The following is a 14,132-nucleotide window of genomic DNA, read 5'->3' on the forward strand; positions in this document are numbered from 1 at the left end:
CAGTCACAAAAAACGCCCCGGCGGTGCAGCCGGGGCGTGACAGGGGCAGGTGAAAACACTGGAGAGGTGCTTAGGCCTTCACCCGCTCCGATTTCGGATCGTACATCGGCTTCAGCGAAGCCTCGGCCTTTACCTTCACGCCGCAGACGTCGATCTCGTATGCTGAGCCCAGCACATCCGCAGCGCTTTCGCCCTCGCAGGGCACATAGCCCATGCCGATGGCGGCCCCCAGCGTGTGGCCGTAGTTGCCGGAACTGAGATAGCCCGCATATTTGCCGTCGCGGATGATCGGTTCATTGTGGAACAAGAGCGGCTCGGCATCGGTCAGCTTGAACTGGACCATGCGGTTCTTGGGGCCGGTTTCCTTGCGCTCCAGCACAGCGGATCTGCCGATGAAGTCGTCCTTGCCAGTGGCCACCGCAAAACCGAGCCCTGCATCGATCACGTGATCCTCACAGGTGATGTCGTGGCCGAAGTGGCGGAAGCCCTTCTCGATCCGGCAGCTGTCCATCATGTGCATACCGCACAGCTTGAGGCCCATGTCCTGGCCGGCTTCCCAAAGGGTCTCGAACGCGTGGCCCGCCATGTCGGCGCCGACATAGATCTCCCAGCCAAGCTCGCCCACGTAGGTCACGCGGTGAACCCGGGCGAGGCCCATGCCCAGCTCGATTTCCTGCGCGGTGCCGAACGGGTTCGCCTCGTTGGAAAAGTCGTTGGGCGAGACCTTCTGCAGCAGCTTGCGCGCATTTGGTCCCATCACCGCCAGCACGCCCTCGCCTGCGGTCACATCGGTGATCACCACACGGCGGTCGCCGGCATGGCGCATCATCCAGGTCTGATCGGCAAGCCGGGTCACCGCCGGGGTCACCACCAGATAAGCGGTCTCCGACAGGCGGGTGACGGTCACATCCGCCTCGATGCCGCCGCGCGGATTGAGGAACTGGGTGTAGACGATCTTGCCTGCCGGCACCGAGACATTGGCGCCGCAGATGTAGTTCAGGAAATTTTCCGCATCGGGGCCTTCGACGCGGATCTTGCCGAAGGAGGACATGTCGTACATGCCAACGTTTTCGCGCACGGCACGGTGTTCGGCGGCAGAGTTTTCGAACCAGTTCTGGCGCTTCCAGCTGTACTGATACTCGCGTTCCTGGCCCTCATTGGCAAACCAGTTGGCGCGTTCCCAGCCGCCGATTTCGCCGAATACCGCGCCCTGCTCCTTCAGGTGATGATGGAACGGAGTGCGGCGCACGCCGCGGGCAGTGGCCTTTTGCCGGTAGGGGAAGTGGTCGGCGTAAAGCAGGCCCAACGTCTCTTTCGAACGCTCGAACAGATAGTGCTTGTTGCCCTGGAACGGGTGCATCCGGCTGATGTCCACATCGCCCAGGTCGAACGGCTTCTGGCCATCTTCCATCCACTGCGCCAGCGCCATGCCGGCCCCGCCCGCAGACTGGATGCCGATCGAGTTGAAGCCCGCGGCGACCCAGAAGTTGTCCATCTCCGGCGCCAGGCCCAGGTGGTAGGCATCGTCCGGGGTAAAGGACTCAGGTCCGTTGAAGAAGGTGTGGATCCCCGCCTCCGCCAGCATCGGCATACGGTTGCAGGCAGCCTCGAGAATAGGCTCGAAGTGGTCGAAGTCCTCGGGCAGCTGATCGAATTCAAAGCTGTCGGGGATGCCCTTCATCGCCCACGGCTTGGCGTTGGGCTCGAACGCGCCCAGCAGGATCTTGCCCGCATCTTCCTTGTAGTAGGCGCATTCGTCCGGGACCCGCAGCACCGGCATCTGGCCAAGGCCGGAAATGCCTTCGGTCACGATGTAGAAATGCTCGCAGGCGTGCAGCGGCACGTTGACGCCCGCCATGCGGCCGACCTCATGACCCCACATGCCGGCGCAGTTCACCACCATGTCGGCTTCGATGTGCCCCTGCGCCTGGCCATCGTCGCTGGCCCAATCCACGCCGGTCACACGGCGGCCCTGCTTGGAGATGCCGGTGACCTTAATCCGCTCCTTGACCAGTGCGCCGCGCTGGCGGGCGCCCTTGGCCAGGGCCAGCGCGATATTGGCCGGGTCCGCCTGGCCGTCGGTCGGCAGCCAGACACCGCCGGTCACGCCGTCCAGATTGATATGCTCGTAGCGTTCCTTGACCTCTTTCGGCGACAGCTCCTCGACCGGGACGCCAAAGGCGCGGGCCATTGCGGCGTTGCGGAACAGCTCTTCGCGCCGTTCCTCGGTGAGCGCGGCAGAGACCGAGCCGACCTGCCGCAGGCCGGTGGCCACCCCGGTTTCTTCTTCGAGGCCAAGATACAGCTCGGCAGAATACCGGGCGAGTTTGGTCATGTTGGAAGAGGCGCGCAGCTGCCCGATCAGGCCGGCAGCATGCCAGGTGGTGCCGGAGGTCAGCTGCTTGCGTTCCAGCAGCACCACATCCTTCCAGCCCAGTTTCGCCAGATGATAGGCCACCGAGCAGCCGATCACACCGCCGCCGATAATGACCACGCGGGCCTTGTTGGGAAGATCGCTCATCTCATCGCTCCACAATCAGTGTCTGACCCTGATTATCACGAGCAGGCGGCGGAAAATGCATCAAAAACGTCAGGAGCGCCGGGTTATTCTCCCGCCTTCAGGATATTTTCGCCGCCCGCCTCCCCCAGCCTGCGGCGCTTGCGCAGGGCAAAGGGGGTGATGCCGAAGAAGCTTTTGTAGAGACTCGAAAACCCGTTGGGAAAGCCGCAGGCCAGCCCGATTTCGCGCACGCTCATGGTGGTGTTGAGCAGAAGGTTGTTGGCCTTGGACAGCCGCATTTCGCGGTAGAACCCGTTGGGCGTGGTGCCCAGGAAGGTCTTGAACTTGCGCTCCAGCGAGCGCGTCGAGATGCCCAGTTCATCGACGATATCGCTGATCGGCACTGGCTCTTCGATGTTGTGCTGCATGATGCGGATGCAGTGGTCCAGATCGCTGTCGCCAGTGATGGTCGGCTTGGCGCCGGCAAAGGGCTGCAGTGAGGCGAAGTCGCGCACCTGTTCATGCAGCATGATGTTGCTGACCGTCATCTGCGCCGCTGCCGACGTAAGCCGCCCGACAAGGTCGAGGATCACATCGATGGTGGCGCCCATGCCGGCGCAGGTGACGATCGGCCCGTCTTCGCTGGCCAGCGCATGGCTTGCGTCATGCAGCCCCATGCGCTCGCGCAGCAGGGCCGAGTTTTCCCAATGCGTGGTGAACCGCCCCGCGGCACCGCCCTGATCGCGGATGTAGCGTGCTGCGGCCTCGGCCAGCAGATAGACCTTGATGCCGCGGCTTGTGTAGCTGGAAATCACCCGACCCAGCGACAGGCCCGGATGATCCGGGTCCGAGTTGCCGAGGAAAAAGGCGAAATCCGCGTCCGGCTTGACGGCAAAGGGCTCGGTATCGACGCTGAGCCCCGCCCGGCAGCCGGCCCGTCCGCCCTGCAGGGACCGCACCGTCCATTTGAACGGCGGCTGGGCAAGCACCCGGTTTGCAATCCGCAGCACTTCGAGAATTGCCGACATCTCGATCAGCACAAAGCCTTCGGTGACAATGATGTCGATTGACCAGACCTTGTTCTGGCCCGGCTCCATGCCGAGTTTCCTGTCGATGGCCACGCGCATGCCTCCTTGGGGGGTCGGGACCAGTTTGCCCGGAAACGCATCAAATTGGAAATCCGGCCTTTCCGCGGAGCATCCGCGGAAAGGCCGGTTCCCGGAACCGCTGTCACGGCGCCTGTCCCGAGCGTCCGGCCCGCGGCGCAATTGCGGGCCGGTGCCGGCCTGTCAGGCGCGCAGGCGCTCGTTGGCCGGATCCCACAGCGGTTCATCCTTTTGAACCACCGCACGGCACTTCTCGCCGTAGATCTCGACCTCCAGTTCGGTGCCTGGCACTGCCAGGTCGCTGCGCACCATGCCCAGCGCGATCGAGGCGTTCACCCGGTAGCCCCAGTCTCCCGAGGTGGTCTCGCCCACGATCCCGCCATCCTTCCAGATGCAGGACATGTAAGGCGCATCCGCATCGCCCGCCTCAACGATCAGTGTCACGAAGGATTTCTTCACACCCTGCTGCTTTTCGTTCCGGATCGCCGCCTTGCCCGGGAAGTCCTGCGGCTTGTCCAGTTTGACGAACCGCTCCAGCCCGCCTTCGAGCAGCGAATAATCGGTCGACAGGTCGCCCTTCCAGGTGCGGTAGCCCTTTTCGATGCGCAGGCTGTTCAGAGCATACATGCCGAACGGCTTGGCGCCTGCAGCCAGGATGGCCTCATATACCTCGGGCTGGTGCGCATTGGCGCAATGCACCTCCCAGCCCAGTTCGCCGGCAAAGGACACCCGCGCCAGAGCGCAGGGGTGGCCCGCCACGGTGGTCGGCTGATGTGACAGCCACGGCAGCGACAAGTCGGCCTCGGTGCCAATGGACTGAAACAATTCGCGCGCCTTGGGACCGGTCACGATCATGGTGGCGAATTCGGTGGTGTGATCGGTCAGGCGCAGCCCCGCGGGCAGGGCTTTGCGCAGGATCTCGAAATCATGCCATTGGGCCGACCCCGCGGTGATCAAGGTAAAGAAATCCTCGCCGTGACGGATGCAGGACATCTCGGTCAGGATGCGGCCGCGGTCATCGGAGATATAGACCAGGTTCATCCGGCCAACCTTGGGCAGACCGCCAGCGACCAGTCCGCGCAGGAATTCTGCGGCGCCTTCGCCCTCGAGGTTGAATCGGGAGAAGCCCGGCAGGTCCAGCACGCCTACGCCGTCACGGACCGCCTCGCATTCTTCCTTGATGCGCTGCTGCCACGGGCCGGAGCGGCCCCAGGTATGGGTGGCTTCCTCGGAGGTGTCGTCACCGGGATGTGCAAACCAGTTGGCGCGTTCCCAGCCGTTGTAGGCCCCCATCACACCGCCCAGTTCCTTGATCCTGCCGTGCACCTGGCTGACCTTCTTGCCGCGCGCAGCCGGCCATTCGTGGTGCGGGAAGTGCATGGCGTATTCGTTGCCGTAAACTTCCATGCCTTTCTGGTCGCAATAGTCCTGATCGGTGTAGTCGGTATAGCGGCGCGGATCGACCGCCCACATGTCCCACTCGGTCTGGCCGTCGACGATCCATTCCGCCAGCACCTTGCCGGCGCCGCCGCCCTGGGCGATGCCGAAGGTGAAAACGCAGGCCTCGAAGGCATTGTCGACACCCGGCATGGGACCGATCAGCGGCAGCCCGTCGGGGGCATAGGGGATCGGTCCGTTGATCACGCTGGACACACCGGAAGACGCCATCAGCGGCACCCGTTCCATCGCATCGGTCACGATGTCCTCGATCCGGTCCAGATCATCCGACCACAGCTGGAACGAGAAGTCGTCCGGCATCCGGTCGTCCTCGGTCATCCAGTGGCCTTTGCAGTTCGGCTCGTAAGGCCCAAGGTTGTAGCCGTTCTTTTCCTGACGCAGGTAATAGGACACATCCACGTCGCGGATCAGCGGCAGCTTCTTGCCGTGCTCCTTGCTCCAGGCTTCGACTTCCGGGATCTGCTCAGTCAGCAGGTACTGATGCGACATCACCATCATCGGCACGGTACGGCCGCCGAAGGGCTTGAACCATTCGCCCACACGCTGGGCATAATACCCGGCAGCATTCACGACATAATCACATTCGATGTCGCCCTTTTCGGTGTGCACGATCCAGGTTTTGTCTTCCTTCTGGGTGACACCCGTGGCGGGACAGAAGCGGATGATCCTCGCGCCCATGTCGCGCGCCCCCTTGGCCAGTGCCTGAGTCACCTGCGCCGGGTCAATATCGCCGTCCGAGGGATCCCACAGAACCCCCTCCAGGTCATGGGTTTCCAGGAACGGGTAGTTCTCCTTGGCCTGCTCCGGCGTCCAGATCTCCATCCCGATGCCCTGGTAACGGCCCATCGAGCAGGCGCGCTCGAACTCCTGCATCCGCTCCTTGGTGTGCGCCAGACGGATCGAGCCGGTCTGGTGGTAGTTCATCGGATAGTCGACCTCTTCGCCAAGACGGGAATACAGTTCGGTCGAGTAGCGCTGCATGTTCATGATCGACCAGGAGGTCGAGAACGTCGGCACATTGCCGGCCGCGTGCCAGGTCGAGCCGGCCGTCAGCTCGTTCTTTTCCAAAAGCACACAATCGGTCCAGCCTTTCTTGGCCAGATGATAAAGCGACGAGCAGCCGATGACGCCGCCGCCGATAATGACCACACGGGCCCTGGTTGGAAAATCAGACATGTTCGCTCCCTAATCTCAGTCCTGTTGCGGCACGCCGTCCGCAATCTTGTAGTAGTCGCCCTTGGAGGCGGTAAAGATGTGCTTTTCGACGCTGAGACCGGTGTTCCCGTCGACAGCGCCCAAAGCAAAACTGATGGTGTCTTCGCCCTTGCCCTGCCAGAACAGAAAGGCGCCGCAGCGCGGGCAGCTGCCCCGCCGGGCCTTGGCGGTGGCTTCAAACCAGCGCACCAGTCCGGTTATGGTCAGGTCCTCATTGCGGACATAGGCCGAGGCCCAGATGCCGCCGGATTGCTTGCGGCACTGGCTGCAGTGGCACATCGAGGCCCCTTGCGGCTGCGCCGCGGTTTCAAAGCGGATATCACCGCACAGGCAGGATCCCCTGATCATCGTCCCCTCCTAATAAACCGGCGGCGCGATGACCCAGACGGCCACCGCGGGCGCGTCATAGGGGTTCGACCACTGGTACGGTTCATGCCTGATCCGAAAGCTGTCGCCGGGACCGACAGTGAAGCTGCGGCCGCCGATCAAAAGATCCAGCTTGCCCGAGATCATGTAACCGACCTCCTGTGTCGGCCGGTTGGCCGGGGTCTGCATCCGCGAATTGGGCCGGAAGGTGGAATGCACCATCTCGAAATCGTCGGTCAGGTCGGGTGACAGCAGCTCCTCGATCAGCCCTTCCTCGCCCGACCCCATCGGACGGCGAGAGCCTGCGCGCACGATATAGCCATGCTCATCCGCCGGGGCGCCGGAATGGGCAAACAGCATCGACATCGGCACCCCAAGCGCCTCGGCAATCTGCCTCAGGTCGGAAATCGAGGGCTCTGACATGTCGCGCTCGACCTGGCTCAGCCAGCCGACCGAGCGGTTCAGCATCGCCGCGATATCCGCCAGCGTCAGCCCGCGCGCCTTGCGCAGGGCCCGGATGTCCGCCCCCAGTGTCGCCGCTGCCAGCGCCTGATCGTTCACCGCCGCTCTCCCCGCTCGTGAAAAATATCTCTCGTTTTTCACGATGCCCTGAGTTCGTGAAATTTCCAAGCTTTTTTTCACGAGATCGCAGCAAGCCAAGAAAAAACCCAGTGCCTTCAGGCGCCGGGCTGCTTCTTTCTGGTTTGAAAGTACTCTGGGGTGAGGCCGCAGGCCGAGGGGCAAAGCCCCTGAACCTGCGAATCAGCGGCGGCCGAAGACCTGCCGCAAGATCGCAGCCAGCTGCTCCGCGTCTTCCTGGGCAAAGGCGTCCGGCTGGTCGCTGTCGATATCAAAAACCCCGATCAGCGCGCCGGCAGCACTCCAGACCGGCAAAACCAGTTCCGAGCGGGTCGAGGAGGCGCAGGCGATATGGCCTGGAAAGGCCTCCACATCCGCGACCAGCTGCACCTCTCCAGTACGCGCCGCTGCACCGCAGACGCCGCGGGAGAACGGGATTTGCAGACAGCCATGCCCGCCCTGATAGGGGCCGATCTTCAGCAGCTCCGGTGCAACGGCGCGGTAAAAACCAGTCCAGTCAAAGCGGTCGTCTGCGTGATGCACCTCGCAAGCGACGGTGGCCATCAGCGCGACCTCGTCAGTTTCGCCGCCGGTGAGCGACGCAATGGTCTTGGCAAGGGTTTCGTAATCGGCTCGCATGAACAGCCCTCCTTCAACGCAGCAGAGGGGGCTGTCTGCCCCCTCTTGACCTGACGGTCAATTCACCCCCGAGAGTATTTTCCAAAGGTGAAGTTCACACCCGCTCAATGGCGATCGCGGTGCCTTCGCCGCCGCCGATGCAGATCGCCGCCACGCCGCGTTTCAGGCCGCGCTTTTCCAAGGCGTTCAGCAGGGTGACCATGATCCGCGCGCCGGAGGCGCCGATCGGATGGCCCAGCGCACAGGCGCCGCCGTTCACGTTCACCCTGTCGCGCGAAAGTCCCATTTCATGCATGAAGGCCATCGGTACCACGGCAAAGGCCTCGTTCACCTCCCACAAATCGACATCTTCCACCTGCCAGCCAATGGACTTGAGCAGTTTCTGCGCAGCCGGAACCGGCGCGGTGGTGAACCAGCCTGGTGCCTGGGCATGGCTGGCGTGGCCCAGGATGCGCGCGCGGACCTTCAATCCTTGTGCCTCGGCAGCTTCGGCGGAGGCCAGCACAAGCGCCGCCGCGCCATCTGAAATGGAAGAGGCGTTGGCCGCGGTCACGGTACCGTCCTTACGGAAAGCAGGCTTCAGCGCCGGGATCTTTTCGGGCCGGGCCGCCTTCGGCTGTTCATCGGCATCCGTGACCACCTCGCCCTTGCGGGTTTTCACGGTAACGGAGACGATTTCCCCGTCGAAGGCGCCGCTCTGCTGCGCTTCCAGAGCGTTGGACAGCGATTTCAGCGCATATTCGTCCTGGGCTTCGCGGGTGAACTGGTATTTTTCCGCGCAATCCTCGGCAAAGGTGCCCATCAGGCGGCCCTTGTCATAGGCATCCTCTAACCCGTCCAGAAACATATGATCGATCACCTGGCTATGGCCGATGCGGGCGCCGCCGCGCATCTTGGGCAGTACATAGGGCGCATTGGTCATGCTCTCCATGCCGCCGGCAATCATCGTCTCCGCATGGCCCAAGGCGATCTGGTCGAAGGCGATCATCGCCGCCTTCATGCCCGAGCCGCACATCTTGTTGAGGGTGGTGGCGGGCACCTCTTCGCCCAGGCCGGCCGCGAAGCCCGCCTGGCGGGCAGGCGCCTGGCCCTGCCCGGCCGGCAGCACACACCCCATCAATACCTCATCAACGGTGGAAGCACCGGCCCCTTCCAGAGCCGCCCGGATGGCCGCGCCGCCCAGCTCCGAAGCCGTCACCCCGTCATACATTCCCTGGAACCCGCCCATCGGCGTCCGGGCTGCTCCGGCGATAACAACATCTTTCATGCAATTTTCCTCCAATCGTCAAAATTATACCTACAGAAAAGTAAGCTTTGCGGTCTAGAGTGCTGGCAAATGACGTTACATCCCGGGGGAGCAAAATGAGCCTGACGACCACCATGACGGACGATGCGCAGATCGTCAAAGTCAATGCCGAGCGCATTGATGCCGCCATGGCCATCCAGTTCAAGGAAGACATGCGCGCGGAAACCGAAAGCGGTCCGGACCGTGTCATCCTCGACCTGTCCCAAGTGCAGTTCATCGATTCCAGCGGGCTTGGTGCGATTGTCGCAGCCATGAAACAGCTGGGCGGCAGCCGCAAGCTGGATCTGGCCGGGCTGACCCCGATGGTGGAGAAGGTTTTCCGGCTGACCCGCATGGATACGGTCTTTGATCTCTACAGTTCGCTGAGCGACGCAACCGCACCGGCCAACGCGAACTCCTGAAGACGAATGCGCTGGCGGCGCAAAGCGAGAATCCGATGGTAAAAACCTTTGCCTGCTCGTTCACGGCCACGAATTTGGATGCCCGCTCCGGCATCTCCTCTGTCGTGGCGCAACTGCGGTCCCTGGGGATCCCGGGCGCCCGTGTGGACGAGGTGCAAATTGCCCTGACCGAAGCCGTGAACAACGTGGTCGAGCACGCCTATGAGGCCGCGGCGCCGGGTGATGTGCGGATCCGGGGCGAGCTGTATCCGGAGCGCCTGTGGATCAGCATCCAGGATGCCGGCGCCCCCTTCCCCAGGGGGGAGTTGCCGGAAGGCAAACCCGCCGACGTCAGTGTCCCGGCCGACAGCCTGCCGGAAGGCGGCTTTGGCTGGTTCCTGATCCGCGAACTGGCAAGCCAGGTCCAGTACGAGCGCTCGGAAGAGGGCAACAATCTCTCGCTCTGCTTTGAAATCAAGGTCACCAGCCCCTCGGCCAAGGCCTGAGCCGGGCCATGGCCGAGGGCAGCAACCGCCATTTCCGGTATCTGCATTTTTAATACTTTGCCACAATGGCGCCGCATTCCCGGCCAACCGCAGCCCAACAGATATGCAAAAACTTACCTGTAGCTGAAACGAGCTTCCCCTGGTGCCGCGTATCCTAGCCCCCACCAGTGCGCGGCGCCGGGGACCTTTGCTTCAGCCTGCTTCTCCTTCCGCCAATCTTTTACGCTCCGTTCTGCATTGCTGGCAGCGAAATTGTGTTGCTTCGCGGCGGCGCATGCCTACCGTCTGTCCGGCAAAAGCGAGGAGCAGGATCATGCGCGACTTCCATCTTCCCGGCCGTTCAGCCGTCTTTGCCCAAAACGGCCTGTGCGCAACCTCCCACCCGCTGGCGGCCGGCGTGGCGGTGGATATCCTGAAACGCGGCGGCAACGCGATGGACGCAGCCTTGGGCGGGGCAGTTCTGCTCGGCATCTGCGAACCTCAGATGACCGGGATCGGCGGCGACTGTTTTGTGCTTTTTTCCCGTCCGGGCACTGGAATTCAAGCGCTGAACGGATCCGGCTGCGCCCCCGCTGCGGCCAGCGCTGAAGCCTTGCGGGCACAGGGCCTGGCCTCCGTGCCGTCGGACCGGCCGGATGCGGTCACTATCCCTTGTGCCGTCGATGCCTTTTGCCGCTTGGCAGAAAGCGAAGGACGCCTCGGGCTCGACGCGCTCCTGGCACCCGGCATCCGCTATGCCGAGGAAGGCGTGCCGGTGGCGCCGCGCACGGGATTTGACTGGCAGAACAGTGCGGGAACCCTGCGCGGCGCGGCCCGGCGCCACTACCTGAGGAACGGACGGTCCCTTGGCGCGGGAGATGTGTTCCGTTCGCCCGGTCAGGCCGAAGTCCTGCGCCGCATCGCCAAACATGGGCGGGACGCCTTTTACACCGGCGAAGTGGCTGAAGACATGGTCGCTGCCTTGACCGCACTCGGCGGCGTCCACACTCTGGAGGACTTTGCCGCGGCACGCAGCTTTGCAACGCAAGTGGTTGAGGGCCAATACAACGACCTGGGCCTGGCCGAGCATCCGCCCAACGGTCAGGGGGCTACGGCGTTGTTGCTGCTGAACATTCTCAAACATTTCGACATTGCCGGGACAGCCCCCCTTGGCGCCGAGCGCGCGCATATCGAGGCGGAAGCTGCCAAGCTTGCCTACGATGCGCGCAACCGGTTTTTGGCTGATCCGAACCACACCACCCGGTTGCAGCATATGCTGGCACCTGAAACCGCAGCCGGGCTTGCTGCGCTGATCAACCCGAAACGCGCCTTGCCCGCTGCCGCACCGCTGACCGAAGCGGTGCACAAGGACACCGTCTATATCACAGTTGTGGACAAAGACCGCATGGCGGTGTCGCTGATCTATTCGATCTTCCATGGTTTCGGCTCCGGCATCGCCTCCGAGAAGTTCGGCATCCTGCTGCAGAACCGCGGTGCGGGCTTCAATTTGGCGGCAGGCCACCCCAATGAACTTGGTGCAGGCAAACGGCCAATGCACACAATCATCCCCGCCATGCTGCAACAGGACGGAGAGGTGATCATGCCCTTCGGGGTGATGGGCGGCGGATACCAGCCCACCGGCCATGCCCGGCTTGTGTCGAACCTGTCGGATTTCGGCATGGATCTGCAATCCGCCATCGACACGCCGCGCTGTTTTGCCGATGGCGGCGTGCTGAAAATGGAGCGCGGCTATGCAGCACCGGTCCTTCAGTTGCTTGCGGACATGGGGCATAGGATTGAAGTGCCGGATACGCCGCTCGGCGGTGCGCAAGCGATCCTAATCCATGCTTCCGGCGTCCTGGAAGGTGCCAGCGACCCGCGCAAAGACGGTTGTGCGCTGGGGTATTGATGCGGGGTCCGCCCGGCAGTTCGACAGTGTTGGAATTCAGTTCAGCTGATAGTGCAGCGCATAAGCCCCGCCATCGAAATTGCCGAACATTTCCGGGACATCCGGATGGCCTACCGGTTCACCCGAATAATCTGCGACCAGATTCTGTTCCGAGACATAAGCCACGTAATAGCTTTGGTCGTTTTCCGCCAGAAGGTGGTAAAACGGCTGGTCCTTCACGGGGCGGCTGTCTTCCGGGATCGCCTCATACCATTCCTCGGTATTGGAAAACTCGGGATCGACGTCAAAGACCACCCCGCGGAAGGGGTGCTTCCGGTGGCGGACGACCTGTCCAAGATTGTATTTTGCTCGCGTTCTCATCATGGTCTTGCAGCCCCCGTCTTTTGTAAATAGCGCGCCTGCCAGGCAATTGTCCAACTGTTGACGTAAATTTTCAGGGAAACAGACTGTGAACCTCGCTTTGACAGTGCTCGAAATCACCGCTCCGGTGTTCCTGCTGGCCCTGGCCGGTTTTGTCTGGAGGCGACGGCATCGGGGGTGCTGATTCTGCAGCTGGCGACACCTGTGGCGGTGACCGCTTATCTGCTGGCCGAGAAATTCGAGGCGGATTCCAGCGCGGCGGCCGGGCTTGTCGTGGTCTCAATCCTGTTGTCGGCAATTTTTCTGCCACTGCTGCTGACCCAGCTTCTTGAATTGTGATTTCCTCGCCTGCCGCAATCCGCTAAACTGTCCCAAAACAAACCCAATACAAAAATGGGCAGAGGCAATGAGCAGACTCATCAGCGTCCTCGTCCTCCTCTTGGCGGTAGCGTCATGCGGAGGCGGGTACAAAGCGCCGCCGCGCAATCTGGATAACGCCTGCAGCATCATCCAGCAGCGGCCTGAATATCTGAAAGCGTTCCGCGCCTCGCAGCGCCGCTGGGGCGTGCCCGTGCATGTGCAGATGGCAACGATCTATCACGAAAGCCGCTTCCGCGGCGATGCCCGCACCCCGCACCAGTACCTGCTGGGCGTGATCCCGGTCGGGCGGCAGTCCAGTGCTTATGGTTACAGCCAGGCCTTGGACGGAACCTGGGATGATTACCGCCGTGATACAGGACGGCGCCGGGCCAAACGCGACCGGATCGGCGATGCCGCTGATTTCATGGGCTGGTACATGCGCAAAAGCCAGGACAAGAACGGCATCCCGCTCTATGACGCCCGCAACCAGTACTTGGCCTACCACGAGGGCCACTATGGCTATTCCCGCGGCAGCTACCGCAGCAAGCCTTGGCTGATGCGGGTTGCCGGGCAAGTCGAAACCCGCTCCCAAACCTATCAGGCCCAGCTCGCCACGTGCCGCAAGTTCCGCTGAAGGCGCCCAGGCGGGATTCTCCCGCCCGCCTCAAGGCCTTTCCTGCGAAAGGCTTTCAACCGTTGGGCATGGCACCGCGCTGACGCGCGGTGCGGATGTCATTCAGATGTCCGGTGACAGGTGCTTTTAACCGGTTGTGCTGCCGGCTCAGAACCATCAGGCGGTTCCGGAAAGCAGGAGCTGCCGCGGGCGCGGCAAAGCCTGCGCTTCCGGGCTAGCGGGATCTGCCGCTGGTGCTGAACAGGCTGGACGACAGCTTCTGGCCGGTTTCCATCCCCCCGAGGATGACGGTTGTCTTGCCGCCCGCGCTGTCATGAATCACCCATTTGCGCAATTCAACCGGTTCACCAGTGAACATCATTTCGATGCTGCCATAGTCCGGATGCTCCGGATCCTGTGCCCGCACAATGGTCGAAGTTCCGTCAAAGCTGTGCCCCACCACCATATTGGCACGGCCCAGATCCACCCTGCGGTCCAAAATGATCGACAGCGGCGTCCGCTTCAACGGATAGGTCTCTGGCGGCTGGTTCGACTTGGGATCATGGATCACCACCGCTCCGCCGCCAGCCACCACGGTGCCGCCGCCCTTGCCATCATATTCAAACCGCATCCGGCCCGGCCGGTGCATGTACAGCTTGCCTGTCGACAGGCTGCCGTCATCGTTGATCTGGGTGAACGGCGAGGACGCCGTGCTGATCCCGTTCAGATAGCGGGAAATATCATTCAGACTCAGCTGTTCCGCCGCCCAAGAGGCCGGAGCAGCAAAGGTCAGCGCAAGGGCAAGTGCAATCCGTTTCATGGCTTCAACATAGGCATGCGGCCGCAGAAGTGAAGA

General features: G+C 62.6%; 14 protein-coding genes and 1 pseudogene. 5 read left to right on the top strand and 10 right to left on the bottom strand.

The annotated features are described in order from the left end of the window. Positions 1 to 70: 70 nt before the first annotated feature. The 7 genes from OKQ63_RS19280 to OKQ63_RS19310 all read right to left on the bottom strand — a co-directional run bounded on the left by OKQ63_RS19280 (position 71) and on the right by OKQ63_RS19310 (position 9,130). Positions 71 to 2,521, bottom strand: a complete 2,451-nt coding sequence (locus OKQ63_RS19280; RefSeq protein ID WP_264211634.1) for a GcvT family protein — start codon at positions 2,519 to 2,521, stop codon at positions 71 to 73. An 83-nt stretch (positions 2,522 to 2,604) separates the two neighbouring features. Beyond that, positions 2,605 to 3,597: a GlxA family transcriptional regulator gene (locus OKQ63_RS19285; RefSeq protein WP_434086063.1), complete on the bottom strand. Its 993-nt coding sequence runs from the start codon at positions 3,595 to 3,597 to the stop codon at positions 2,605 to 2,607. Positions 3,598 to 3,789: 192 nt separating this feature from the next. Then, a complete protein-coding gene (locus OKQ63_RS19290) occupies positions 3,790 to 6,240 on the bottom strand; it encodes a GcvT family protein (protein ID WP_264211636.1) in 2,451 nt (816 codons plus the stop codon). 15 nt (positions 6,241 to 6,255) lie between these two features. Next, positions 6,256 to 6,627 (bottom strand): GFA family protein, encoded by a 372-nt coding sequence (locus OKQ63_RS19295; RefSeq protein WP_264211637.1) that lies wholly within the window; start codon positions 6,625 to 6,627, stop codon positions 6,256 to 6,258. A 9-nt stretch (positions 6,628 to 6,636) separates the two neighbouring features. Next, positions 6,637 to 7,206: a helix-turn-helix domain-containing protein gene (locus OKQ63_RS19300; protein ID WP_264211638.1), complete on the bottom strand. Its 570-nt coding sequence runs from the start codon at positions 7,204 to 7,206 to the stop codon at positions 6,637 to 6,639. Positions 7,207 to 7,407: 201 nt separating this feature from the next. Further along, a complete protein-coding gene (locus tag OKQ63_RS19305; protein WP_264211639.1) occupies positions 7,408 to 7,863 on the bottom strand; it encodes a GAF domain-containing protein in 456 nt (151 codons plus the stop codon). Positions 7,864 to 7,957: 94 nt separating this feature from the next. Further along, positions 7,958 to 9,130, bottom strand: coding sequence for a thiolase family protein (locus OKQ63_RS19310; RefSeq protein ID WP_264211640.1), 1,173 nt, complete (start codon positions 9,128 to 9,130; stop codon positions 7,958 to 7,960). Between the two features lie 95 nt (positions 9,131 to 9,225). Between OKQ63_RS19310 and OKQ63_RS19315 the strand changes: the two genes are divergently transcribed. Both OKQ63_RS19315 and OKQ63_RS19320 read left to right on the top strand, forming a co-directional pair. Further along, complete coding sequence (locus tag OKQ63_RS19315) at positions 9,226 to 9,570, top strand: STAS domain-containing protein (RefSeq protein ID WP_264211641.1); 345 nt, start codon at positions 9,226 to 9,228, stop codon at positions 9,568 to 9,570. Positions 9,571 to 9,605: 35 nt separating this feature from the next. Beyond that, a complete protein-coding gene (locus OKQ63_RS19320; protein ID WP_264211642.1) occupies positions 9,606 to 10,055 on the top strand; it encodes an ATP-binding protein in 450 nt (149 codons plus the stop codon). A gap of 192 nt (positions 10,056 to 10,247) precedes the next feature. Here the strand turns inward: OKQ63_RS19320 and OKQ63_RS19325 are convergent, their stop codons facing one another. Beyond that, positions 10,248 to 10,370, bottom strand: coding sequence for a hypothetical protein (locus OKQ63_RS19325; RefSeq protein ID WP_264211643.1), 123 nt, complete (start codon positions 10,368 to 10,370; stop codon positions 10,248 to 10,250). Between OKQ63_RS19325 and OKQ63_RS19330 the strand changes: the two genes are divergently transcribed. After that, positions 10,369 to 11,943 carry a gamma-glutamyltransferase family protein gene (locus tag OKQ63_RS19330; RefSeq protein WP_264211644.1) on the top strand — a complete coding sequence of 525 codons (1,575 nt, stop codon included), beginning with the start codon at positions 10,369 to 10,371 and terminating at the stop codon, positions 11,941 to 11,943. The genes OKQ63_RS19325 and OKQ63_RS19330 overlap by 2 nt on opposite strands. Before the next feature lie 36 nt (positions 11,944 to 11,979). Here OKQ63_RS19330 and hspQ read toward each other — a convergent pair whose 3' ends face one another. Next, complete coding sequence (gene hspQ, locus OKQ63_RS19335) at positions 11,980 to 12,306, bottom strand: heat shock protein HspQ (RefSeq protein ID WP_039147423.1); 327 nt, start codon at positions 12,304 to 12,306, stop codon at positions 11,980 to 11,982. A 147-nt stretch (positions 12,307 to 12,453) separates the two neighbouring features. Between hspQ and OKQ63_RS19340 the strand changes: the two are divergent. Then, positions 12,454 to 12,642, top strand: a pseudogene (locus OKQ63_RS19340) (AEC family transporter); the annotation flags it as partial. A 67-nt stretch (positions 12,643 to 12,709) separates the two neighbouring features. Then, positions 12,710 to 13,297, top strand: coding sequence for a transglycosylase SLT domain-containing protein (locus OKQ63_RS19345; protein ID WP_264211645.1), 588 nt, complete (start codon positions 12,710 to 12,712; stop codon positions 13,295 to 13,297). Positions 13,298 to 13,511: 214 nt separating this feature from the next. Here the strand turns inward: OKQ63_RS19345 and OKQ63_RS19350 are convergent, their stop codons facing one another. Then, on the bottom strand, positions 13,512 to 14,096 hold the full coding sequence (locus OKQ63_RS19350) for a LolA family protein (protein WP_264211646.1): 585 nt from the start codon (positions 14,094 to 14,096) through the stop codon (positions 13,512 to 13,514). Between the last annotated feature and the right edge of the window lie 36 nt (positions 14,097 to 14,132).

Origin of the sequence: Leisingera thetidis (assembly GCF_025857195.1) — a bacterium.
GTDB classification, from domain to species: domain Bacteria; phylum Pseudomonadota; class Alphaproteobacteria; order Rhodobacterales; family Rhodobacteraceae; genus Leisingera; species Leisingera thetidis.

What these genes read in the sequence shown, in the direction of transcription:
- OKQ63_RS19280 (WP_264211634.1), bottom strand. Translation starts at nt 2,521, where the DNA reads ATGAGCGATCTTCCCAACAAGGCCCGCGTGGTCATTATCGGCGGCGGT.
- OKQ63_RS19285 (WP_434086063.1), bottom strand. Translation starts at nt 3,597, where the DNA reads ATGGAGCCGGGCCAGAACAAGGTCTGGTCAATCGACATCATTGTCACC.
- OKQ63_RS19290 (WP_264211636.1), bottom strand. Translation starts at nt 6,240, where the DNA reads ATGTCTGATTTTCCAACCAGGGCCCGTGTGGTCATTATCGGCGGCGGC.
- OKQ63_RS19295 (WP_264211637.1), bottom strand. Translation starts at nt 6,627, where the DNA reads ATGATCAGGGGATCCTGCCTGTGCGGTGATATCCGCTTTGAAACCGCG.
- OKQ63_RS19305 (WP_264211639.1), bottom strand. Translation starts at nt 7,863, where the DNA reads ATGCGAGCCGATTACGAAACCCTTGCCAAGACCATTGCGTCGCTCACC.
- OKQ63_RS19310 (WP_264211640.1), bottom strand. Translation starts at nt 9,130, where the DNA reads ATGAAAGATGTTGTTATCGCCGGAGCAGCCCGGACGCCGATGGGCGGG.
- OKQ63_RS19315 (WP_264211641.1), top strand. Translation starts at nt 9,226, where the DNA reads ATGAGCCTGACGACCACCATGACGGACGATGCGCAGATCGTCAAAGTC.
- OKQ63_RS19320 (WP_264211642.1), top strand. Translation starts at nt 9,606, where the DNA reads ATGGTAAAAACCTTTGCCTGCTCGTTCACGGCCACGAATTTGGATGCC.
- OKQ63_RS19330 (WP_264211644.1), top strand. Translation starts at nt 10,369, where the DNA reads ATGCGCGACTTCCATCTTCCCGGCCGTTCAGCCGTCTTTGCCCAAAAC.
- OKQ63_RS19325 (WP_264211643.1), bottom strand. Translation starts at nt 10,370, where the DNA reads ATGATCCTGCTCCTCGCTTTTGCCGGACAGACGGTAGGCATGCGCCGC.
- hspQ (WP_039147423.1), bottom strand. Translation starts at nt 12,306, where the DNA reads ATGATGAGAACGCGAGCAAAATACAATCTTGGACAGGTCGTCCGCCAC.
- OKQ63_RS19345 (WP_264211645.1), top strand. Translation starts at nt 12,710, where the DNA reads ATGAGCAGACTCATCAGCGTCCTCGTCCTCCTCTTGGCGGTAGCGTCA.
- OKQ63_RS19350 (WP_264211646.1), bottom strand. Translation starts at nt 14,096, where the DNA reads ATGAAACGGATTGCACTTGCCCTTGCGCTGACCTTTGCTGCTCCGGCC.